The 22,700-nt window shown below is 57.3% G+C and carries 22 protein-coding genes; 8 read left to right on the plus strand and 14 right to left on the minus strand.

Annotation, left to right across the window (positions count from 1 at the left end):
* Positions 1–617 precede the first annotated feature (617 nt).
* The 6 genes from argB to rpmH all read right to left on the minus strand — a co-directional run bounded on the left by argB (position 618) and on the right by rpmH (position 6,423).
* Positions 618–1,523 carry an acetylglutamate kinase gene (argB, locus tag CPH65_RS03105; protein WP_197703950.1) on the minus strand — a complete coding sequence of 302 codons (906 nt, stop codon included), beginning with the start codon at positions 1,521–1,523 and terminating at the stop codon, positions 618–620.
* 157 nt (positions 1,524–1,680) lie between these two features.
* Complete coding sequence (gene yihA / locus CPH65_RS03110) at positions 1,681–2,418, minus strand: ribosome biogenesis GTP-binding protein YihA/YsxC (protein WP_096176199.1); 738 nt, start codon at positions 2,416–2,418, stop codon at positions 1,681–1,683.
* Between the two features lie 93 nt (positions 2,419–2,511).
* Entirely contained in the window at positions 2,512–3,201 is a 690-nt protein-coding gene (locus CPH65_RS03115; protein WP_096176200.1) for a CatB-related O-acetyltransferase, read from the minus strand.
* A 337-nt stretch (positions 3,202–3,538) separates the two neighbouring features.
* Complete coding sequence (gene yidC / locus CPH65_RS03120) at positions 3,539–5,365, minus strand: membrane protein insertase YidC (protein ID WP_096172085.1); 1,827 nt, start codon at positions 5,363–5,365, stop codon at positions 3,539–3,541.
* A 320-nt stretch (positions 5,366–5,685) separates the two neighbouring features.
* Positions 5,686–6,111, minus strand: a complete 426-nt coding sequence (rnpA, locus tag CPH65_RS03125; RefSeq protein ID WP_096176201.1) for a ribonuclease P protein component — start codon at positions 6,109–6,111, stop codon at positions 5,686–5,688.
* Positions 6,112–6,288: 177 nt separating this feature from the next.
* Positions 6,289–6,423 (minus strand): 50S ribosomal protein L34, encoded by a 135-nt coding sequence (gene rpmH, locus CPH65_RS03130; protein ID WP_096172086.1) that lies wholly within the window; start codon positions 6,421–6,423, stop codon positions 6,289–6,291.
* A 398-nt stretch (positions 6,424–6,821) separates the two neighbouring features.
* Here rpmH and CPH65_RS03135 point away from each other — a divergent pair, with 398 nt between their 5' ends.
* From CPH65_RS03135 to arfB, 3 genes are all read left to right on the plus strand, one after another.
* Positions 6,822–7,625 carry a TVP38/TMEM64 family protein gene (locus CPH65_RS03135; RefSeq protein ID WP_096172087.1) on the plus strand — a complete coding sequence of 268 codons (804 nt, stop codon included), beginning with the start codon at positions 6,822–6,824 and terminating at the stop codon, positions 7,623–7,625.
* Positions 7,626–7,837: 212 nt separating this feature from the next.
* Complete coding sequence (locus CPH65_RS03140; RefSeq protein ID WP_096172088.1) at positions 7,838–9,307, plus strand: NAD(P)/FAD-dependent oxidoreductase; 1,470 nt, start codon at positions 7,838–7,840, stop codon at positions 9,305–9,307.
* A 127-nt stretch (positions 9,308–9,434) separates the two neighbouring features.
* The gene (gene arfB / locus CPH65_RS03145; protein WP_096172089.1) at positions 9,435–9,863 is read left to right on the plus strand and encodes an alternative ribosome rescue aminoacyl-tRNA hydrolase ArfB; all 429 of its coding nucleotides are present in this window, start codon (positions 9,435–9,437) and stop codon (positions 9,861–9,863) included.
* Positions 9,864–9,879: 16 nt separating this feature from the next.
* Here the strand turns inward: arfB and CPH65_RS03150 are convergent, their stop codons facing one another.
* Positions 9,880–11,406 (minus strand): YifB family Mg chelatase-like AAA ATPase, encoded by a 1,527-nt coding sequence (locus tag CPH65_RS03150; RefSeq protein WP_096172090.1) that lies wholly within the window; start codon positions 11,404–11,406, stop codon positions 9,880–9,882.
* 184 nt (positions 11,407–11,590) lie between these two features.
* Between CPH65_RS03150 and CPH65_RS03155 the strand changes: the two genes are divergently transcribed.
* Positions 11,591–12,121, plus strand: coding sequence for a methylated-DNA--[protein]-cysteine S-methyltransferase (locus CPH65_RS03155; protein WP_096172091.1), 531 nt, complete (start codon positions 11,591–11,593; stop codon positions 12,119–12,121).
* Positions 12,122–12,124: 3 nt separating this feature from the next.
* Here CPH65_RS03155 and CPH65_RS03160 read toward each other — a convergent pair whose 3' ends face one another.
* The 4 genes from CPH65_RS03160 to rsmI form a co-directional block, all read right to left on the minus strand.
* A complete protein-coding gene (locus CPH65_RS03160) occupies positions 12,125–12,619 on the minus strand; it encodes an isoprenylcysteine carboxylmethyltransferase family protein (RefSeq protein WP_096172092.1) in 495 nt (164 codons plus the stop codon).
* 153 nt (positions 12,620–12,772) lie between these two features.
* Positions 12,773–13,735: a glutathione synthase gene (gshB, locus tag CPH65_RS03165; RefSeq protein WP_096172093.1), complete on the minus strand. Its 963-nt coding sequence runs from the start codon at positions 13,733–13,735 to the stop codon at positions 12,773–12,775.
* Between the two features lie 134 nt (positions 13,736–13,869).
* Positions 13,870–14,286, minus strand: coding sequence for a YraN family protein (locus CPH65_RS03170; protein ID WP_157747476.1), 417 nt, complete (start codon positions 14,284–14,286; stop codon positions 13,870–13,872).
* A complete protein-coding gene (rsmI, locus tag CPH65_RS03175; protein ID WP_096176202.1) occupies positions 14,279–15,277 on the minus strand; it encodes a 16S rRNA (cytidine(1402)-2'-O)-methyltransferase in 999 nt (332 codons plus the stop codon). Before rsmI ends, CPH65_RS03170 begins: the two co-directional genes overlap by 8 nt.
* Positions 15,278–15,634: 357 nt before the next feature.
* Here rsmI and CPH65_RS03180 point away from each other — a divergent pair, with 357 nt between their 5' ends.
* The gene (locus CPH65_RS03180) at positions 15,635–16,912 is read left to right on the plus strand and encodes a penicillin-binding protein activator (RefSeq protein WP_096172095.1); all 1,278 of its coding nucleotides are present in this window, start codon (positions 15,635–15,637) and stop codon (positions 16,910–16,912) included.
* Positions 16,913–16,989: 77 nt separating this feature from the next.
* Here CPH65_RS03180 and hemW read toward each other — a convergent pair whose 3' ends face one another.
* The 3 genes from hemW to rph are packed head-to-tail and all read right to left on the minus strand — an operon-like array spanning position 16,990 to position 19,564.
* On the minus strand, positions 16,990–18,180 hold the full coding sequence (hemW, locus tag CPH65_RS03185) for a radical SAM family heme chaperone HemW (RefSeq protein WP_244574529.1): 1,191 nt from the start codon (positions 18,178–18,180) through the stop codon (positions 16,990–16,992).
* 7 nt (positions 18,181–18,187) lie between these two features.
* Complete coding sequence (gene rdgB, locus CPH65_RS03190; RefSeq protein WP_096172096.1) at positions 18,188–18,829, minus strand: RdgB/HAM1 family non-canonical purine NTP pyrophosphatase; 642 nt, start codon at positions 18,827–18,829, stop codon at positions 18,188–18,190.
* Between the two features lie 9 nt (positions 18,830–18,838).
* The gene (gene rph, locus CPH65_RS03195) at positions 18,839–19,564 is read right to left on the minus strand and encodes a ribonuclease PH (RefSeq protein WP_096172097.1); all 726 of its coding nucleotides are present in this window, start codon (positions 19,562–19,564) and stop codon (positions 18,839–18,841) included.
* A gap of 273 nt (positions 19,565–19,837) precedes the next feature.
* On the opposite strand from rph, the gene hrcA reads away from it, so the two are divergent.
* The 3 genes from hrcA (at position 19,838) to grpE (ending at position 22,552) form a co-directional block, all read left to right on the plus strand.
* A complete protein-coding gene (hrcA, locus tag CPH65_RS03200; RefSeq protein ID WP_096172098.1) occupies positions 19,838–20,929 on the plus strand; it encodes a heat-inducible transcriptional repressor HrcA in 1,092 nt (363 codons plus the stop codon).
* Between the two features lie 283 nt (positions 20,930–21,212).
* Positions 21,213–21,740 (plus strand): hemerythrin domain-containing protein, encoded by a 528-nt coding sequence (locus CPH65_RS03205; RefSeq protein ID WP_244574530.1) that lies wholly within the window; start codon positions 21,213–21,215, stop codon positions 21,738–21,740.
* Between the two features lie 149 nt (positions 21,741–21,889).
* The gene (gene grpE / locus CPH65_RS03210) at positions 21,890–22,552 is read left to right on the plus strand and encodes a nucleotide exchange factor GrpE (protein ID WP_096172099.1); all 663 of its coding nucleotides are present in this window, start codon (positions 21,890–21,892) and stop codon (positions 22,550–22,552) included.
* The last annotated feature ends 148 nt before the right edge of the window (positions 22,553–22,700 follow it).

Raw genomic sequence — 22,700 nt, forward strand, 5'->3', positions numbered from 1 at the left:
TCGGCCAAACAGCGCGGAATGAATGCATTTCGCCATATCAAACCCGGGTACATATTCCGATATTCAACGAAAAGCCGGAATAATCCACAGATATAAACCAATTAATGAGAACATATATTTTCATCAAGCGGGAAAAGGAACTGATTTCTTTTCTCCAAAGGCCCGTTCAGGTGGCGAATGGAGGACAAACCGTTTTTCCTGCCGTTCCTGCCCTCCAATAAGCGCGGAATCCCTTCTCGCTTTAAAACACCTATGCTAATATTACAGTCAATTAGGAACATATCTGTCTTCGTTTCCAAATAGGAGGAACAGAAAATGAGATATTTGCCACAATCCGAAATCGATGCTGCCCTAGCACGTGGCCATTTCGAACGGTCTAAACAGTTCCACAGCTTGATGTCGCGCCTTTTCGGAACACATGGTGCTCATCACAAGCGCCATATGCCCAAAGTTCGGACTGCTGTATAGGCGCGGCGCGTCCGCTGGCAGCTTGCAACGACAAAGATCCAAAGGGTGAGCGCGATGCTTCGCGGCTCGCCCTTTTTGGTTCTTCCCGCAAACAAAAAGGGGGCGTTTGTCCCCTTATGTATGTTTGATCGGTGATCAGCCCCACCGGGTCAGTGGGTCAACAGAGTACCCGCGCCGCCCTCGGTGAAGAGTTCGAGCAGCACCGCGTGGGGCACCTTGCCATCAAGGATGACCACCCCTTCAACACCCTTATTGAGAGCATCGATGCAGGTCTCGACTTTCGGGATCATGCCGCCGGAAATGGTGCCATCAGCAATCAGCGCATGGGCCTCTCTGATGGTCAGGTGCTTCATCAGCTTACCATCCTTGTCGAGCACACCGGGGACATCGGTGAGAAACAGAAGGCGCTTGGCATTGAGCGAACCCGCAATCGCTCCAGCAAAGGTATCGGCGTTGATGTTGTAGGTCTGGCCATCATCTCCCGGTGCAACGGGTGCAATCACCGGGATCAGGGCATCCTTGGCAACGATATCGAGAACGGACCGATCCACCTGCTTGGGATCGCCAACGAATCCCAGATCGACGATCTCCTCGATCTTGCTGTCCGGATCGCGGATGGTGCGGGTGAGCTTTTCGGCGATCACCATGTTGCCATCCTTGCCGCACAGGCCGATGGCGCGGCCACCCTCGGCATTGATGTTGCGCACGATCTGCTTGTTGATCGAACCGGCAAGCACCATTTCCACCACTTCGACCGTGTGGGCATCTGTCACGCGCAGGCCACCCTTGAATTCGGACTTGATACCGAGGCGTTCAAGCATCGACTTGATCTGCGGGCCGCCGCCATGCACGACCACCGGTTCGACACCGGACTGTTTCAACAGCACGATATCACGTGCAAAGGCCTGACCCAGCTCCGCGTCACCCATGGCATGGCCACCATATTTGACCACCACCGACTGACCGTCATAGCGCTGCATATAGGGCAGTGCTTCGGAAATGGTCTTGGCACGATTTGCGGATTTGGTGAGGATGTCGGCTGGATCGGTTGTCATGGCACGTCCCGTATGCTTGCAGATGGGCTGTTGGTCAAGCTCTATAGCGTCATTGGCCGTCAAGGGCAATCGGTGCTGACGCGCACTGCATGCCATGTGAACAGATGCGAGGGTGCCCCAATCCACCAGATTGAAGGCTTGATGGACAGAACGGTCCTCATTGCCCTTCGGACAGCAGCAACATCTCGGCGCGCAGGCGTGTGATGCCAATCTTCTTGTCCGATGAGGTGAGCAGAATTTCTGGATGGGCTGCCGGTCGCTTCTTGAGGCCCAGTTTGACCTTGTCCATGACCTTATTCAGATCCGACAGCTTGGTCTTGTCGACCTTCGTTAGCACGACCTGATAGTTGACCGCTGCCTTGTCCAGCGTGGTCATGACCTCGATGTCATTGTCCTTCAGCCCATGACGACTGTCGATCAGCACATAGACACGGCGCAGATTGGGTCGGCCGCGCAGATAGTCGTGGATCAGCGCATTCCAGGCCGCAACTTCCTTCTTGGAGGCCTTGGCATAGCCATAGCCGGGCATGTCGCAGATCACCAGCGTCGGATCGACCTCGGGGCGAAAGAAGTTCAGCTCCTTGGTGCGGCCCGGTGTGTTCGAGGTGCGCGCAAGGGATTTGCGGCCCGTGATGGCATTGAGCAGGGAGGACTTGCCAACGTTGGAGCGTCCGGCAAAGGCCACCTCTACGCCCTCGACGGGCGGCAGCTGATGGAAGAATTTGGTCCCCCACATGAAATCCCACGCTTGCGCAAAGAGCAAACGCCCGCGTTCGGCCAGCGCCGGTTCGATCTCGTCATCGCCAACAAGGGCAGCAAGGCTGTCTGGGGCCACACTCTGAGGAGCCTGATCGGTGGGGTCTTGCTCGGTGCGAGCCTTGTCGGAATCGCTCATGGTCATTGTTCGTTTGTCAGGGGTCATCTGTCAAAATGGGAAAAGCAGGCCATGGTTAGCCTGCCTTTCATCTGGATACAAGCGGCAATCGCTTTATTGAGCCTCAAGCGCCAGATAGTGGGCCAGATCCTTGGAGGCTTCCTCAAGCGCTGTGATGTCCGCGCCCTGAATGATCTTGCGGTGGCGGGTGATCATCTCGACGGGCCAGTCCCACCAAGACAGATCCATCAGGCGACCAATGATGTCATCATCAAACCGGTGCCGCACCAGCTTGGCCGGATTGCCCGCAACGATGCCGTAAGCTGGGACATCCTTGCTCACCACACTGTTCGAGGCGATGATTGCGCCGGAGCCGATGGAGACGCCGGGCAGGATCGTTGCGTTCCGGCCAATCCAGACATCATCGCCGACGATGGTATCGCCGCGCGATTGCGCCTTGAATTCCTCGATGTCGAAGCCCTCGCCCCAATCACCGCCCATGATGCCGAAGGGGTAGGAGGTCAACCCGCGCATGTCATGGTTGGCCCCGTTCATGATGAAGGTCACACCGGTCGCCAGAGCGCAGAATTTTCCGATGATTAGGCGATCGCCGAGAAAGTCGTAATGATAGAGAACGTTGTTCTCTTCAAACCGTTCCGGTCCGTCCGGATCGTCATAATAGGTGAAGTCTCCCACCTCGATAATCGAGCTGGAGATCAAAGGCTTGAGGAACGCCGTGCGCTTGAAAGCGGGAATCGGATAGGGATCGCTGGGATTCGGGATGGTCAGTTTCTTGTCTTGCATGATGAAAGATCCGTTCGTTGAAGGAAAGATGGCAACGAAACATGCAGCGGCCAACACGCAGTCCCGACCATGACAGGCCATTGTTGCGTGGAGCTTTGTAAGAAAGCCGGGAACGCTCAGAAGACCGCTGCGGTCCTTAAATCATCAAAATCGTCCTTACAGGGAGATCAGAAACTCTAGGGCGAAATTACCATTCTTTGTGCCAAGCGCAATCTCTGAAGCCCTATGCCCGCACGGGTTTTTGTGACCGCGTGGCAAACGCGCAACATACCCACCCGCCAAACAAAAAGGGCGACCAATTGGTCGCCCTTTGCATTCTCAGGACTGGGAACCCTTGTCAGGTTTCCTTCTTCTTGCGAGAGAAGGTGTCGCTGATATTCTTGAATATCTCGACCTTGGCGCCGTGACGCTTCATGATCGTAGCCTGCTGCAGGATGGACAATGAGTTGTTCCATGCCCAGTAGATCACCAGACCGGCCGGGAAGCTCGCCAGCATGAAGGTGAACAGGATTGGCATCCAGTTGAAGATCATCTGTTGGGTCGGATCCGGCGGTGCCGGGTTGAGTTTCATCTGCACGAACATGGTGATGCCCATGATCAGCGGCCAGATACCCAGCATCAGGAAGTGGGGCGCATCCCAAGGGATGAGGCCGAACAGGGTGAACAGGTTGGTCGGATCCGGTGCAGACAGATCCTGAATCCAGCCAAAGAACGGCGCATGGCGCATCTCGATGGTGATGTAGAGCACCTTGTAGAGCGAGAAGAACACCGGGATCTGAATGACAATCGGCAGACAGCCAGCCAGCGGATTGATCTTCTCTTCCTGATAGAGCTTCATCGTCGCCTGTTGCTGGGCCTGTCGATCATCAGGATATTGCTTCTTGATCTCCTCCATCTTCGGCTGCATCAGCTTCATCTTGGACATCGAAGCATAGGACTTGTTGGCCAGCGGGAAGAAGATCGCCTTGACGATGACGGTGATCAGCAGGATGGCAACACCGAAGTTTCCGAACACGCCATAGAGAAAATCAATGGCAGCGAACATTGGCTTGGTGAGGAAGTAGAACCAGCCCCAGTCGATCATCAGATCGAAATTGAGCGCCTTGGTTGTTTCTTCCACCTGATTGATGGTGGAGACTTCCTTGGCACCGGCAAAGAGGGAGGTTTGGTATTCGGCGTTCGACCCTGCGGCAACGCTCACCGCATCACCCAGATAGTCGGCCTGAAAGGCTGGCTTGCCAGCAACCTGAGCGTAGCGGAAGGTCGGCTGGAAGGGCTGACCCTGCGGCGGGATGACCGCGGTTGCCCAATATTTATCCGTGATGCCAACCCAGCCATTGCTCACTTTCGCAGGCTGTTCAATCTTGTTCTCTTCTAGATCGCCATAGTCCACTTCCTGCAGGCCTTCGTCACCGGCTACGCCGATCAGACCTTCATGCAGAATGTACAGACCAGAGGTCTTCTGCTCACCATGGCGGGAAATGAGGCCGTAAGGATAAAGGGCCAGCGCAGCGTCCGTGTTGTTTTTAACGGACTGCGTGACGGAGAACAGGTAGTTTTTATCCACAGAGATGGTGCGGGTGAAGGTGAGCCCTGCGCCGTTGTCCCATGTCAGAACGAGAGGCGTATCAAGGGTCAGCTTGGCGCCTTCCTCTGCGGACCAGATCGTTCCGGCCTTTGGCAAATCGGCGTTACCGGCGCTATCGACCCAACCGAATTCGGCGTAGTAGGGCTTGGCGGTCCCAGAAGGCGAGAGAAGCACGATGGTCGGGCTGTCTTCGTCCAGGGTTTCGCGATAATCCTTGAGGTGAAGGTCATCCATCCGCGCACCGGTCAGATTGATCGAACCGGAGAGGCGTGGTGTATCGATTTCGATGCGCGCAGACTGGGCCAGAACTTCGTCCGTGCTGGCCGGTACGACGCCCCGTGTTGCAGTAGCTGTGCCGGGCACCGTAGCCGAGCCGTCAGTCGCCACATGAGGGGTGGTGCTCGAAGCCGTTTCCTGATTGGCGGTATCGGCCTGTTTCGCGGCTTCCTGCGCGGCGAGTTCTTCCTGCCTTGCCCGTTCTGCATCCAGTTGCGGACCGGCGACAAAATACTGCCAGCCGAACAACACGATGAAGGACAGGGCTATGGCAAGGAAGAGGTTGCGATTATTTTCCATCGACTTTCTTCATCCCGTTTCAACGGCAGCCTGATGCCTGTGGTCAGTGCTGCATTGGCGATATGCTCAGATTATTGGCGCGCCATGCTGTTGTTTATGACGCCGGACGGCCACCGAACAAATGCTGTCGCGCGACCAAACTGGCACATCTTACTCCGTCGCACTTGGCTACGATGAGACACCGAGTCAAGAGCAACAATTTGAACTGGTCCGGCACCGAGACATGCGGTTCTATGCAGGCCGGACAGTCGAACTCATGCCCACGGTTTCTAGACCGATCCTCTTAATGGCCCCTTTATTGGTCCAACGAGTGGGCGAAATCAATGAGTTTTTTGCGCTTCCGACATTTGGGCAGGCACCGGATCAGCCGCCGGTTTGCGGCGACCCCGTCCTGACGGGCGGCCCTTGGTGCCCTTCCCGGCCCTGGCATCGCGCAAACTTCCCTTGAAATCGGCAACCATTGCATCGAATGGGAGATGCAGCGCACCAATGCGCCCGATGAGCACATAGTCCCAGCCACTTTGCATATGGTCCGACCCGTGAAGCCGCGCAATCTCGCGCAGGCGCCGTTTGACGCGGTTGCGCACGACCGCATTGCCGACCTTTTTGGTGACGGTAAACCCAACCCGGGGCGGCCCGTCATCCTCGGGCTTGCGGCGCAAGACCTGAAGCACAAAACCGCGACGAGAGAGCCTTACTCCCTTGGCCGCGGTCAAAAACTCACTGCGCTTTTTCAATCGAAGCATCGATGTCTCCGTCAAGCGCGTATCTAAGCCCTGATGCGCCTCTGCCAGCCACAGCCGGGAAAGGCTCGCCCAGACGCACGCGTCGGTGCGCTTTGGGATCATTGTTCAGGCCCAGACATGCAAAACCGCCAGATTTGACGCCATGGCGCAAAGTCTGACGGTTTTTATTGTCTTGCCTTAGGCTGACAGGCGCTTGCGCCCTTTTGCCCGGCGGCGCGCCAAAATCTGACGGCCATTTTTGGTTGCCATACGCGCCCGAAAGCCGTGGCGGCGCTTGCGCACCAGTCGGCTTGGCTGATAAGTCCGTTTCATGGGCTTCTACCGCTCTCGCGGCCCCTTTTTTGATTTTTTCAAATCCCATCAGATCGGGTCAAAAAAACGTCTCGATAGAGACGCTTGCCGCGAACCTGATACACTTGGCCCGGCTTATAAGTTGATGCGCGCCTTGAGTCAATCAGGCTGAAGGAAAAAAGGCGCATTTGCACCAATGGATAGCGGGTTTTGTTGACGAGAAGGCGGTTGCTATCGCGCTTTGATCGGAAAGTCGCCTTGTCACATCGTCGTGACCATACCCCATACCACGATCAAATGACAGTGAGAGGCGTCACATTGATCAAAATTCGCGATATATAGGGTGCAGCGACGAAAGATCCGGCGCAATCGATTCAGTCCGCGCCTATAGTGGTGCATCAGGAGCAACTTGTTAGCCCATGGCAGAGCAGACGACCCAAACCGAACGTGAAAAGCAAGGCGCGTTCTCCCACTTCAAGCGGTGGGGGCCGCTTGGCCTCATCCTGCTCTTCATGGGGATCGGTTACGCACAGGGCTGGCATCACTATCTGTCCCTTGATGCGCTGGTCAGCCATCGCACGGCGCTGGCCGAGCTCGTTGCCGATCACTTCGCCCTTACTCTGTTGGGCTATTGCCTGATTTACATTGCCGCGGTCGCCTTGTCCTTCCCCGGAGCGTCCTTCATCACCATCGCTGGCGGGCTGTTGTTTGGCTGGGCCATTGGCGGCATTGCAACCGTGCTTGCGGCCAGCCTTGGGGCGACGCTGATCTTTCTGGCCGCCCGCTCTGTGCTCGGCTCGTCCTTGCGTGATCGGGCGACCGGATTTGTGCATCGGTTTGCCGAAGGGTTTCGTTCGGACGCCTTCAATTATCTTTTGTTTCTCAGACTGGTCCCGGTCTTTCCCTTCTGGCTCATCAACATCGCCCCGGCACTGTTCAATGTACCCCTTGGCACCTATGTGCTGGCAACGATGCTGGGCATCTTGCCCGGAACGTTCGCCTATGCCTTCATCGGAGCTGGCTTTGACAGTGTGATTGCCGCGCAGCGCGCCGCTGATCCGGCCTGCAGCGCCAATCCCGATTGCTCGCTCACGCTTGATCCGGGCGCCCTGATCACGGGCGAGCTCATTGCGGCCTTTGCGGCGCTTGGTGTCGTTGCCCTGATCCCGCCCGTTCTCAAAGCCATACGCCGACGAAGGAACGCGCCCACCTCCAGCGATTGAGCCAAAAGCCAATGGCCAGTGCCACACATGCGGCGGATCCGCTCCCGTCAACAGACCTTTCGCGAACCAAACGATTTTTCAACGAGCAGCCCTTTGAACTTGGCAAGTGTGCGGGATTTGTACGAAGCTAGAAGAAAGCTCTTGAACCGGCTGTCAAATCGCCGCAAACAATAGAGCAGCAAGCAAGGCGCAAAGCCTTTGAGGATTGAGCGATGACCGAAACAGTAACCACCGACATTTGTGTGATCGGCGCAGGCTCCGGAGGTTTGACCGTTGCAGCCGCCGCGGCAGCATTTGGCGAGAATGTCGTTTTGCTCGAGAAGGGCAAGATGGGTGGCGATTGCCTCAACTATGGCTGCGTGCCATCCAAGGCGATGATCGCGGCGGCCAAACAGGCGCAGTCCATGCGTACCGCCCATCCGTTCGGCATCAGCTCGGTCGAGCCGAAAGTCGATTACAACGCCGTGCACGATCACATTCATTCGGTGATTGCCGCGATTGAGCCCAACGATTCGGTAGAGCGCTTCGAAGGGCTGGGCGTGCGCGTCATCCAGCAGGCGGCCTCGTTCAAAGATGCCAAGACGGTGGTCACGGCGGATGGCGAAATCGAAATCAAGGCGCGGCATTTCGTTATCGCAACCGGTTCCTCCCCCGCTCCTTTGCCGATCGACCGGCTCGATGAGGTCAATTATCTGACCAACGAGACATTTTTCTCGCTCAAGGAACGCCCGGAAAAGCTGGTGATTATCGGCGGCGGCCCGATTGGCATGGAGATGGCTCAGGCTCAACGTCGGCTTGGAGCCGAGGTGATCGTGCTTGAGGCCTTCTCTGCCCTGTCCAAGGATGATCCCGAATTGACGGCAATCGTCCTGGATCAGCTCCGCAAGGAGGGGGTTGAAATACGCGAAGGGGTACAGATTTCGCGCATCAGTTTCGCCTTCAATGAAGTGATTCACCCGCATGGCGCGCGCATCTATCTCAAGGTGTTTGACGACAAGGGGGAAGACACCGGCGAGGAAGAGCTGATCGAGGCAACGCACCTTTTGATCGCAGCCGGACGGCGACCCAATGTCGAAGGGTTGGGGTTAGAGAATGCTGGCATCAAATATGATGAGAAAGGCATTGCGGTCAAATCCAATCTGATAACAACAAACAGCAGGGTCTATGCCATCGGGGATGTGATCGGGGGGCTGCAATTCACCCATGTGGCGGGCTATCACGCCGGGCTCGTTGTGCGTTCGATGCTTTTCAAGATGAATGCCAAGCAGGACACCAACATCATTCCGTGGGTGACCTATACCGATCCGGAACTGGCCCATGTCGGCCTTTCCGAAGAACAGGTACGGGCACGACACAAGGGCTTTCAAATTCTCAGATGGCCTTACAGCGAGAATGATCGTGCCCAGGCCGAACGCAAGACCAAGGGGCTGATCAAAGTGGCCGTCGACAAGCGCGGGGTGGTCCTTGGCGCGTCGGTCGTGGGCGCCAATGCGGGCGAAATCATCAACATGTGGGCATTGATCGTGTCCCAAAAGATGAATATCAAGGACATCACCGGCTATGTTTCGCCTTATCCGACCTTCTCTGAAATCGGACGGCGGGCAGCCATCAGCTATTATGGGGATTTGCCGAAGAAGGGACTCATCCGGCGCGCGATCTCCTTTTTCAAATTTTTCGGATAGGGCGCGATCAGACAAGACTGACAGCAAAGCTCGCCGCTCCCTGTCAGATTGTATTCACGTCGCCCGTTCTTGAAGAGGATCATCCCCTTGATGACAGAGCAGGAGCCGATTGTTTCGAGGCCGAATCATGTCTGAACGCATTTTCGTCAAGGATGGCATCAGTCTTGACCCGGAAGAACTGCAGGAGCGGTTCATCCGCGCTTCGGGTCCGGGTGGGCAGAATGTCAACAAGGTCTCGACCGCTGTCGAACTGCGCTTCGACGTTGACAATTCCCCCTCCCTGCCCGGCTATGTCAAAGGCAACCTGAAGCGACAGGCGGCCCATCTGATGACACAGGATGGCATTCTGGTGATGCAGGTTCAGACCCACCGGACGCAGGCGCGCAACCGCGAGGAAGCGGTGGAACGTCTTGTCGCGCTGATCGCAGCGGCGACCTATCGACCCAAGAGGCGGATCGCCACCAAGCCATCCAGAACCGCCAAGAAAAAACGCACAGATTCCAAAACCAAGCGCGGCGCGCTCAAGAAACTACGGTCCTCCAAGAGCTTCGACTGACGATGGTCGGATTTTCCTACATCACCAGAGACGTCGCCGCGATCCGGTAGCTCAGGGCTTCGGCCATTTCTGCCTTGCCCGGCTGGTCCTTGCCCATGAGATCGGCAAGGGTTCTCGCCACTTTCAAAATCCGATGATAGCCCCGTGCCGAGAGAGCCATGCTTTCAGCCGCCTGCGCCAGCAATCGCCTAGCGTCGCCCTTAGGCTGACAGACCTTCTCGATGGTACTTGCGGGGCAATTGGCATTGACCGTATGCGCACCGAGACCAAGGGCCAGATAACGCTCCTTTTGCAACAGACGAGCGTGAAGCACGCGCATTGCGACTTCGGCCGAGCCTTCCTTTGCAGAGGGCAACATCAGATCCGAAGCCGATACGGCGGGCACTTCGATGCGAATGTCAATGCGATCAACGAGCGGACCGGAAATGCGGGCCTGATAGTCCGAAACACACCTGGGGCCTCGTTTGCAACTATAACCGGGTTCCCCTGCCCGGCCGCATCGACAAGGATTCATTGCCGCGATCAACTGAAAGCGCGCCGGATAGGTAACCCGGTGGTTGGCGCGCGAGATGACCGCCTCACCGCTTTCCACCGGCTGGCGCAGGCTGTCGAGCACCTGCGGCGAAAACTCGGGCAATTCATCAAGAAACAGGATGCCATTGTGCGACAGAGCGACCTCGCCGGGCTTGGCCCTCATCCCGCCACCGACCATTGCCGCCATGGATGCGGAATGGTGGGGCGCCCGAAAGGGGCGCGCAGCAGAAAGCTCACCTTGTGGCAACAAGCCAGCAATGGAGTGAATCATCGAGACATCGAGCAATTCGGTCGGGGTAAGCGGCGGCAAGATCGTTGGCAGGCGGGCAGCGAGCATGCTCTTGCCCGATCCGGGGGGGCCAACCATCAGCATGTTGTGACCACCGGCGGCGGTGACTTCAAGCGCCCGTTTGGCCATCTCCTGACCCTTGATGTCGCTCATGTCGATGAGCTGATTGGTCTCGTTTCTGATCGAGGCACGCGGCCGTGAGAGCACCTGACTGCCCTTGAAATGATTGGCCAGTGCGATGAGGCTGTCAGGCGCAAGAATGGTCATGTCCGGATCAGCCCAAGCTGCTTCGGCACCACAATCGGCGGGACAAATCAGACCGCGGTCATCCGCATTGGCGGCCATGGCGGCAGGCAGCGCTCCCACCACATGAGCAAGCCGGCCATCCAGTGCCAACTCCCCCAGAACCGTATAGTGATCCAGCGCATCTGGCGGGATCGCGCCAATCGCCGCCATGAGGCCAAGCGCGATGGGAAGATCGAAGTGGCTGCCTTCCTTGGGCAGGTCAGCCGGAGCGAGATTGACGGTGATGCGCTTGGGCGGCAACGACAGGCCGGACGCCGTCAGGGCGGCGCGTACCCGCTCACGGCTCTCGGCCACCGCCTTGTCGGGCAGCCCAACCAGCGTGAAGGCGGGAAGGCCCGGCGCCACCTGCACCTGAACGTCGACGGGTACGGCCGCTATGCCCTGAAAGGAAACAGTTCTCACATGCGCGACCATGGGCCTCACTCTTTGCTTTGCCATCCGGGTTTTTGCCACCCGAACCATCTCTGGATGTCGGATCCACAAAAACAACCTTACGATGCTAACGGTTGCATAGCAAGAACACAAAGAGAACATATTCATGGTCTTGCACAAGCGAATCGCCTAAACTGCCGTGCAATGGATCGGCGGGAGGGTGAGCATGATCAATGATGAGGCCATTTGCTGCTGCCTGCACGACAGTCCGATCGGGCCGCTTTTGCTTGGCGCTCGGTCAGGCAAGCTCACCTTTCTTTATTTTCCCAAAGACGGCAAAGCGCGCGAGATAGAGCCGGGCTGGTCACTTGATCCTGACGGATTCAAGATGGCTCGCCGCCAACTCGATGGCTATTTCGCAGGGACGCTTGAGGTCTTTTCCCTGCCCTATCAACTGGAGGGAACGGTTTTTCAGCGCGCGGTCTGGGCTGCTCTTGTCCAAATTCCGTTTGGCAGCGTCAGGAGCTATGGAGATATCGCCAAAGCCATTGGCCAGCCGGGTGCAGCACGGGCGGTGGGGCTTGCCAACAATGCCAATCCATTGCCGATCATCGTGCCGTGTCACCGGGTGATCGGATCGGACGGGTCGCTCGTGGGGTTCGGTGGAGGGCTGGATCTCAAGATGCGGCTTTTGCAGCATGAAGGCATAGACCCCGGCCAAATCCGAACGCCGGGGCAAATGACGTTTGGATTCTAGCCGCTAAAGCCAGCGCCGGACCTGATGACAATAGTAGCGATAGCTCTCGCCGAAGGCTGTGATGAGATAGGCTTCCTCGCGCCGGATGACATATCGGTCGAGATAGACGAACATCACGAGGCCCGCGAGCAACATCGGCAGGCTGTCGATAAAGACCCCAAAGCCAAGGAGAATCGCAACCAGACCCACATACATGGGATTGCGGCTGATCGCGAAAGCGCCAGTGTCGACGAGGTGGCTCGCCGGTTTCGCAGGATTGGGGGATGTCCCGCTTAGCTTGAAGCCGAAGAATCCCCAAGCCATGATGGCAGTGCCTGCGGCACAGACGAGGATTCCGAGGATCAATCGCATCCATTCAGGCAAGAAAATGAGCGGCGCGACGCTCTGGAAGAAAAGCCACTCGAGCACCAGAGCCCCAACAAAACAGAGAGCAAAAACAAGGGGCGGAATGGCGCGAGAAATGCCGGGAGACGGAGGCGTGATCTTTTCCTCTGCCATGGCGAGCCTTTCTGATGCGCAGGGGTTTTTGCTTAGAAAGGATACGGCTAAAGACTGACCCTGACAAGCTTGGGGATAGTACGAAGACGAAAAGGGGCCGGTGCGCCAATCGCCCGGCCCCACTATGGTTTCGACATCGAAACAGATCTTAGGCTATGCCATGTTGGCGCGTTTTTCCTCGATGGCATCCCAGACCATGGCGGCAATGTCGATGCCGCTCAGCTTCTGGATCGAGCGGATGCCCGTCGGCGATGTCACGTTAATTTCTGTGAGGTAGCCACCGATCACGTCAATGCCCACGAGGATGAAGCCCTGTTCTTTCAAAGCCGGTCCGATGCGTTCGCAGATTTCCTTCTCGCGATCGGTCAGTTCACTTTTGAGAGCCTGCCCGCCACGCACCATGTTTGACCGCAGATCATCGCTTGCGGGTACGCGGTTAACCGCCCCGGCTGCGACGCCATCGACCAGCATGATGCGCTTGTCGCCATCCTTGACATCCTTGAGGAATTTCTGTGCCACCCATGGCTCGCGGAAAATATCGCCGAACAGAGCTGTGAGCGAGCCGAAGTTGTTGTCATCGGGTCCAAGACGGAAAACCGCCGCACCGCCGTGGCCATAAAGCGGCTTCATGACGATATCGCCGTGCTTCTGGCGAAAGGCGCGCAACTCGGCTTCGGATCGGGTGATCAGGGTCGGCGGCATGAGATCCGGGAATTCGGTGACGAAGATCTTTTCGGGCGCATTGCGCACGCTGGTCGGATCGTTGACGACCAGAGTTTTGGGGTGGATACGATCAAGCATGTGGGTGGCCGAGATATAGGCCATGTCGAAGGGAGGATCCTGACGCATATGGATCACGTCAAAGGTCGACAGGTCGGTGCGCTTGCCCTCACCAAGGGTGAAATGGTTGCCCACTTCATCGCGCACTTCAACGGGTTCGACAAAAGCAAAGACCTCGCCGCCCTCCATGGCCATGGTATCGACCGTATAGTGGAAGAGTTGATGGCCGCGTTTTTGCGCCTCAAGCATGAGGGCGAAGGTGGAATCCCCCGCAATGTTGATGCCTTCGATATGATCCATCTGGATCGCGACTTTTAAGGGGCGGGATTGCACCATGACTTGGCTCCGAACGGATGGGTGAAATGCGGGCGGGGAGGCTGGCTTGAAGACAGCCGCGCGCAGGTTTTTCTTATATGTCGGCTTTGGTCCGTAATTTCAAGCGCTGGCAACAGGCATTGAAGCCACCGAACCTACCAGAGCTCAAATGCTGACTCCAGATGCTGCCAGACGGGCACCGGGCTCTTCCCTCTGGCAAAGGCCATGACATCAAAGCGATACGTTTCGATGTCATCCAGTGCGTGGTTGGCCAGAAAATGGTTGGCAGCGGCAATGATACGGCCCTGATTGCGCGGCGTGATGGAATGGAGCGCATCGTCAATGCTGGCACGATATTTCACTTCCAGAAAGACCAGCAGATCTTCCTTCTGGCAAATCAGATCGATTTCGCCCCCTTGCGCCTTGTAGCGCCGCTCGATGATCGCGAACCCCATGGTGGCCATGATCCAGCCTGCCCAGCGTTCGGCGCGCACACCGCGATCATAGCTGCGGGCCCGCTGTCGCTGTTTGGGATCTTTTGGAGCGCGTTCGCCGACCATTGGATCAATCACCCTGACTACTCTTCTGGCCGCTCTTCTGGCCGCGTTGGTCTTTGAGGGTTTGGGCGAGCTTGTAAATCTCGTTCTTCTTGGCCCCGATCTTTTCGGCGATGTCTGCCGACAACTGCTTGATGTGTTTGCCTTCATTTAGCCCTGCAAGGATCAGCGCCTCTACATCCTCAGCCTCTGCCTGTTTCTTTTCTGCCGGGCCAAGCAGGATCACCGCTTCCCCCTTGGGGGCGTCAACATCCTGGTAATGTGCGGCGAGATCAGCGAGGGTGCCGCGATGAAAGCTCTCGAATTTCTTTGTCAGCTCCCGCGCCATGACAGCGTCTCGCTCTCCCCCCAAGGCAGAGGCCATCGCAGGCAGCACATCCTTGAGGCGGCGCGGACTTTCATAGAAGACCAGCGTGCCGGGAATGGGCACCAGATCAGCAAGCTTGCGATCGCGCGCTCCGGCTTTTTGCGGCAGAAACCCGGCAAAATGGATCTGATCTGTCGGCAGGCCGGAGCCGACAAGCGCCGACAGCATGGCCGATGCACCGGGGATTGGCACGATGTCATGCCCAGCAGCCAGCATATCCTCCACCAGCTTGTAGCCGGGGTCAGACAGCAAGGGCGTTCCCGCGTCCGAGATCAGCGCGACGGCCTTGCCTTCAGAGAGCAGTTGCAACAGATAGGGGCGCTGTCTGTCTGCATTGTGCTCGTGATAGGTGACCAATCGGGTTCTGATGTCGAAATGCGTCAGAAGCTTGCGCGAAACGCGCGTATCCTCGCAGGCAATCACATCCGCGGCGGCAAGGGTTTCGAGCGCGCGGATCGTGATGTCCCTGAGGTTGCCGATAGGGGTCGCAACGACATAGAGCGCAGGCGCCAACCGCGGCGCGGATGCCTTGTTGCCAAGCAGCACAAAATCACTGCCGCCCTCGCCGTCCCGGGCCTCATTCTCTTGCGCGAGAGCCTCTTGGGTGATGTCCTCTTCGCTCTCTGGATTGCTGCTCATGTGCCTGCCAATGTTTATGCTTTGCGCCGATTCGGCGGCAGTGGAGGGTGATTCACCATATTCCAGTGGAGATCGAGGCCGGTCTGGCACGCATTGTGCAGTTTCTTTGCTATACGCGACAAATTCGCCACAGTTCCGCCGAATCGTGGCCTCAACCTGTCGGTCAATCCCAACATGCTTGTTTTGGCAGGTTATTTCTGACAAATCAAACGAACAAATGTGTGTTGCCTTGCTCCGTTTCACCCAGTCTGCTCGATCAGGTCCCACCTTCTTTGACCCACGGGGCAATTTCGCGGCTTTGGGACCAACAGCACACCAGACTTCAAACATTCGGTCTGAATCTGGAGGCCAGTTTTGATGCGAATTCTTCAGCAGTCCCCTGACAAGCAGTCCTTCCTGCCCGCGAGCCTCAAACGGATAGCGGGTGTCGCACTTGTCGGCGCAACTGCTTTGTTGGCAGCCTGTCAGCCGGTGACCCTGTCCGGTCCCGGCTTTTCATCCAACAACAATTTCAACAACACGGTGAATGTCGCCGAGCCGACGGGCGAAGTGCTTGGCACGGGCAGCGTTCGCGTGGCCTTGCTCGCCCCGATCGGGGCCGAAGGCGTGTTCGGGCAGACCGGCACTGCGCTCCGCAACGCCGCAGCTATGGCTTTGCAGGATTACAGTTCTGCTGATCTGCAAGTGATCGTCAAGGATGTCGGCCGTGGTCCCGGTGCCGCCTCGCAACAGGCCGGACGCGCCTTGCAGGAAGGGGCGCAGCTTGTGATCGGGCCGCTCAGATCGAGCGCCGTCAAACAGGCCGGACAGGTGCTCAAGCCAGCTGGTGTGCCGATGATCGCCTTCACCACCGATACCGGTGCTGCCGCGCGCGGCGTTTATCTGATCAACTTCACGCCCGAGAATGATGTCGAGCGCATCTTGTCTTATGCATCCTCGCGCAACAAGCGCAGCATTGCGGCGATCCTTCCCAGCACGCCTTATGGCAATGTGGTCGAAGCAGCCTTGCGGCAGTATGCCGCCCATTTCGGGATTCGCATCGTCACCATCGAGAAATACAAATCCGGCAATTCGCCTGATCCGTTTGGCCTGCAGACCGCTGCCGAGCAGATCGGTCAGGTCAAGAACCAGATCGACAGTGTGTTCATCCCCGAAGCCGCTGCCGCCGCGCCCGCAGCCCAATTGCTGGCCGGTCAGGGCATTCGCAGTGGCGACGTGATGTTCCTTGGCTCCAGCCAATGGGACAATCCCTCGACCTTCAAGGAGCCGATGCTGCGCTCTGCTGTCTATCCGGCACCGCCACGCTCCTTGCGCAATCTTGACGGTCGGACCATCGGCTTTGATACCTTCGCATCGCGCTATGCGAGCCAGTTCGGACAACAGCCGCCGCGTGTGGCTTCGCTGGCCTATGATTCGGTCATTCTGGCCGCTGCACTCGTAGCGCAAGCGGGTGAGCGTCGTTTTGCTCACGAAACGCTCACCGATCCGCAAGGCTTTATCGGCTTTGGCGATGGATATTTCCGCTTCCGTGCCGACGGCACATCCCAGCGCAGTCTGGCTGTAATGGAAATCTCGAAAGGCTCGGCGCGGATCATCGACGATGCGCCGATGTCGGCAAGCGGCCTTCCTAGATAGGCCACCGAACGCCCATTCCAATGAAAAGGGAGCCTTCAAGGCTCCCTTTTTTTGTTTCAACTTTTGCAGAGTGGTGTTCAACCCGCCAGTTCAGCCACCAGTGCATTGAGCAGAAGGAAGCCCTTGCGGGTGGCGCGAATGCGCCTTGGTTCGATGCGATCCAGAAGCCCCTCGGACACAAGATCATCGATGCGCCTATCGCTAATGCTGCGCCCGGCCATGGCGGCATAGCGATCAAGGTTGATCCCCTCTTTCACCCTCAAGCCCATGATGAGGCATTCATCCCCTTGCTGTTCAAGGGTGAGGATATCCTCATCGAGCGCGCCTGTTCCCCTCTCTTCGACCCGCTTGAGCCAGCTTTCGGGATGGCGTTCATTGGCAGTCGCAATGCGTCCATTGGGCAGGGTGAGCCGTCCATGCGCCCCTGCGCCAGCGCCGACATAGTCTCCATAACGCCAATAGGTGAGATTGTGGCGGCTTTCAAAGCCGGGGCGGGCATGGTTGGAAATCTCATAGGCAGGCATACCGTGGCGCTCCAGCGCCTCGTGGGTCATCTCGTAAAGCGCAACGGACGTGTCCTCGTCCGGCAGCTCGAACTTGCCGTTGCGATAAAGGGCAAAAAAGGGCGTGTCCTGCTCGATGGTCAATTGATAGAGCGAGAGATGATCAGCGGCCAGCGCCACGGCTTCATTCAGCTCTTTGGCCCAGAGTTCCGGCGTCTGGTGCGGGCGGGCATAAATGAGATCAAAGGACATGCGCGGGAAGTGCTTTTGCGCCAGAAGGATCGCCGCCTTTGCTTCTTCGGCGCTGTGCAGACGCCCGAGGAATTTCAGTTGGTCATCATAAAGGGACTGAACCCCTAGCGAGACCCGGTTGACCCCTGCCAGCGCATAGCCCTTGAAGTGGTCCGCTTCAACAGACGTGGGATTGGCCTCAAGGGTGATTTCCGCATCGGGCGCGACATCCCAAAGATCGGCAATTTCATCGAGAAGGCTTGCCACGACAGACGGCTGCATCAGGGACGGCGTACCGCCACCGAAGAAGACCGAGGTCACTGGCTGGGCCACGCCGGCACCCTTGATGCGGGCTGCATAATGGCGCAACTCGGAGATCATTGCGCGGCCGAACTGATCCTGATCGACCGGCTTGTGGCGCACATGGCTGTTGAAGTCGCAATAGGGGCATTTGGCAAGGCAAAAGGGCCAATGAAGATAAATGCCGAAGCCGGGATTGTCCGGCCCCGGCATGTTTGACTGGCCCTGTGCCATTGGCGCCTTATCCTTCAAGACAGGCATCCGCAAACAGCTTGAAGGCGCGGGAGCGGTGGCTGAGACCATCCTTGCCGCCCGGCTTCCAGCCGTGTTTTTGATCGGAGGTCATTTCACCAAAGGTGATGTCATGGCCTTCGGGCAGGAACATGGGATCATAGCCAAAGCCCTTGTCTCCGCGTGGCGGCCAGACCGCCGTGCCCTTTACTTCGCCGCGGAAAAACTGCGTTTCCCCGTCCGGCCACGCAAGGCAGAGGACGGCAACAAAGTGGCAGGAGCGATCCTCAGGAGCGGTCGCGCCTTTCTGTTGCAGTTTTTCCTCGACATTGCGCATGGCCATCGCGAAGTCCTTGTCCGGACCGGCCCAGCGAGCCGAATAGATACCCGGATCGCCATCAAGCGCGTCAACCGCAAAGCCCGAATCATCCGCCAGAGCCGGAAGGCCGGTGGCCTTTGCCGATGCCAGCGCCTTTAGCTCCGCATTGGCTTCAAAGGTGGTGCCGGTCTCTTCGGGCTCTTCCAGATTGAGCTCGGAGGCGGTTTTGACCCTGAGGCCATAATGGGCCAGAAGCTCGCGAATTTCGCGGATCTTGCCCTGATTGTGGCTGGCGACAACAAGAGGGGTCTCTGCGGTCAGCTTGTTTGGCATGTGAGCTTCCTATTTGGCTTCGTCAGGGGCGGTCTGCACTTCGAGCAATTCGCCAATGCCCTTTTTGGCAAGGCGCATCAGCTCCATCAGTTCTTCCTCGGAGAAGGGCTCGCCTTCTGCGGTGCCCTGAATCTCGACGATACCGCCACTGCCAGTCATAACGAAATTGGCGTCGGTTTCGGCGTCGGAATCTTCCAGGTAGTCAAGATCGAGCACCGGGGTGCCATTGTAGATACCGCAGGAAATGGCTGCGACCTGATCTTTCAGAACCTTCTTGTTCGCTTCAATCATGCCGCGGGCGCGCATCCATTCGATGCAATCGTTGAGCGCGACCCATGCGCCGGTGATGGATGCTGTGCGCGTGCCGCCATCGGCCTGAATGACATCACAGTCAACGGTGATCTGGCGCTCGCCCAAAGCGCCCAGATCGACAACAGCCCGCAAGGACCGGCCGATGAGACGCTGGATTTCCTGTGTGCGGCCCGACTGTTTGCCTGCCTGCGACTCGCGGCGCATACGGTCGCCAGTGGCGCGGGGCAGCATGCCATATTCGGCCGTGACCCAGCCCCGATTCTGACCACGCAGCCAGGGCGGGATGCGCTCTTCAAGGCTTGCAATGCAAAGAACATGGGTATCACCAGCCTTGATCAGACAGGAGCCCTCCGCATGTTTGGAGACATTGCGGGTGATCGTCACCTGGCGCTTCTCATCTGGATTTCGCTTGGATGGGCGCATATGGGTTCTCCTGCCTTCCATTTTTGACCAACTGGACCATATAGTATTGCGGGGAGCATCGCCGCCTATCGTCGCTGCCGTCCAGTTGGGATGGGCAGAACAGGCATGCAAGCTCCCGTGTCTGGGCTGTTTTAGAAATGCTTGCAGCTCAAAGCAAGGTGTGGCTTGCGGCATTTGCAGTTTTTGAGGCATAACAGGTTGCTTGACCGCCAAGCAAGCGGGTTGTTGCCCTCATCAACCCAGTTTGTCATTGCGGCATCGGAAATAGGTGACATGATCGATTTCGAACGCTTCAACCAGATCTCCCCCCTGACCGGTATGGACGACCGGCTGAAGGATATTTTTCGCACCATCGTCGAATCCTATCTGGAAACCGGTGATCCCGTCGGGTCACGCAACATTTCCAAGGCCCTGCCGATCTCCCTGTCGCCCGCCTCGGTGCGCAATGTCATGTCCGATCTGGAGCAACTGGGCCTTGTCTATTCGCCCCACACCAGTGCCGGACGCCTGCCCACCGAGTTGGGCTTGCGCTTCTTTGTCGATGCGATGATGGAATTCGGTGATCTGTCCAACGACGAACGCCGCATTATCGAACGTCAGATGGCCTCATCCCATGCCCCCGAAGCCGGGGTGGAAAATCTGTTGACCAAGGCAAGCCAGATGCTCTCTGGCATGTCGTCGGGAGCGGGGCTGGTGCTCAGCTCAAAGCAGGACAAACGCCTCAAGCATGTGGAATTCGTGCGACTGGAAACCACCAAGGCCTTGGTGATTCTGGTCGATGAGGATGATCGGGTGGAAAACCGTCTGATCGATCTACCCTCCGGTCTGCCCGCATCGGCTCTCACCGAAGCGAGCAATTTTCTCAATGCCCATATCCGGGGCAAGACCCTGTTGGCAGCACAGGAAGAGGTTGAGGCCCACAGGCATGATCTGCAAGCCGAGCTTGATGATCTCAGCGCCAAACTGGTGGAAGCCGGCCTTGCCACATGGGCGGGCGCATCGAACGATCAGCCCCAGAGCCTGATTGTGCGGGGCCGTTCCAAACTGTTGGAAAATGTCACCGCGCGGGAAGATCTGGAACGCATCCGGCACCTGTTTGACGATCTTGAATCGAAGAAGGATCTGATCCAGCTGCTGCAACTGGCTGACGAGGGTGACGGGGTCCGCATCTACATCGGGTCCGAAAACAAGCTCTTCTCCTTGTCCGGGTCGTCTGTTATCGTCTCCCCCTATCGCGACAGTGATCGCAACATCGTAGGCATTCTGGGGGTCATCGGCCCGACGCGGCTCAATTATGCCCGCATTGTTCCCATGGTCGATTACACCGCGCGGGTGCTCAGCAGCATGCTGTCTGACCCGTCTTGAGATCTTAATGCCAGGATTGAAATTTCCGCCTTTTGATCGCTAAACAAGATGCCTCTTGCAAAAACCATGGTGTAATACCTATCTGTGTTTCGGATCATACCTGATCTTGCCGAGAGCAATTTTCGGGAATTTCGGTTCCCGACCATACACTGACATACTGATAAGCAGCGTTTCGATCTAATCTGGCACCCCGGATTATCGTCAAAGCGTTCTGGAGAGACCCAGCCTCGTGAACCAGCCATCTCTTTTGACTCGCTCAGGAATTCCTGAAGAGTTTCGTGTTTTGATTGAACAATATCCTCGCGCCGAGTGGGGTACAGTCCATACCATTGGCGGTCTGGGACAATTCTGGCTTGACCGCCATGACGATTTTCGCCAGATGGCCGCCATGATGGATCAAGGAACCAACAAGGCGCTGGAAGGCGAGATGCAACCAATGGAGTTCGCCCAATGGTTCGCGCCACGACTCAACAGCTTTCTTGGCGGGCTGAACGGGCATCATCAGATTGAAGATTATCAATATTTTCCCGTTTTCGCAGCCGCTGACGATCGGCTGAAGGGGGGATTTGATCTTCTGGACGAAGATCACCATCTGCTGCATGACATGCTCGAGCGCAACGCCGCTGCCGCCAATGATTTCATCCAGGTGTTGCAGAGCGAAGGTCAACAGGATCCCCGCAAGGCGCTGGATATCTATGCGCAGGAAGCGAAAGGCCTTTTAAGCGGTCTGATGCGCCATCTGGAAGATGAGGAAGATCTGATCCTGCCCCTGCTTATGGATCAGGGTGAAGCAAAGTTCGGCGGCTACTAATGACGTCACGACGATCAGAAGTATTCAACTGATCCAGACGCAGCACTTGATTTTTCTGTCAGAAAGCTCGATATCCGGGGCTAACCAAAGCCCGTGTGCCGGTTATCGAGTTGCTGGCATGAAGCGAGATACCAATTAGAGGCTAATACATGTCTGACGAAATGCAAAAGTCTGAAGCTGATGAAGAGCAAGTTGCAGAGGCACAGGCCGGGGATACCACTTCCGAAGAGCCGTATCTCAATCCTCTGGAAGCCGCAGAATTGCGCATCGCCGAGTTGGAAAGGGACGCTGCCGAGATGAAGGAGCAGCTCCTGCGCACGATTGCCGATATGGAAAATCTGCGTCGTCGCACCGAAAAGGAAGTCAAGGACGCCAAGCAGTTCTCGGTGACGAGCTTTGCGCGCGACATGCTGGCGGTGGCCGACAATCTGCGCCGCGGGCTGGAAACCATTCCCGATGAAGAGCGAGCCAATGCAGAAGGCACGTTGCGCGCACTTTTGGATGGCACCGCAATGACCGAGCGGGAAATGCTCAAGACGCTCGAGAAGCACGGCGTCAAGAAGCTGAACCCAGAAGGGGAGAAATTCGACCCCAACTATCATCAGGCCATGTTCGAAGTACCCAATCCCGAAGTGCCCAACAATTCGGTGGTGCAGGTGGTACAGGCCGGATATGTCATCGGAACGCGCGTTCTGCGTCCGGCCATGGTCGGCGTTGCCAAGGGTGGCCCGAAATTCGTCGCCAAGCCTGATGAGCAGGAAGCCCCGTCTGCCGATCCGTCCGACATTGAAGGCATCGACAAGAGCGTCTGACCTTCCGGCGACCGGTGGGTCGCTCTGTTTGAAACAATGATCCAACCCTTCTGTCCCTTGGGGCAGGAGGGTTTTTCGTGTCATCCGTAGACCTTCAATCGAAAAGAGAATCGGTCCTTACCATTCATCTTTTACGGGAACGTGCGCT

The sequence above is a fragment of the Cohaesibacter sp. ES.047 genome (genome assembly GCF_900215505.1).
Classification (GTDB): domain Bacteria; phylum Pseudomonadota; class Alphaproteobacteria; order Rhizobiales; family Cohaesibacteraceae; genus Cohaesibacter.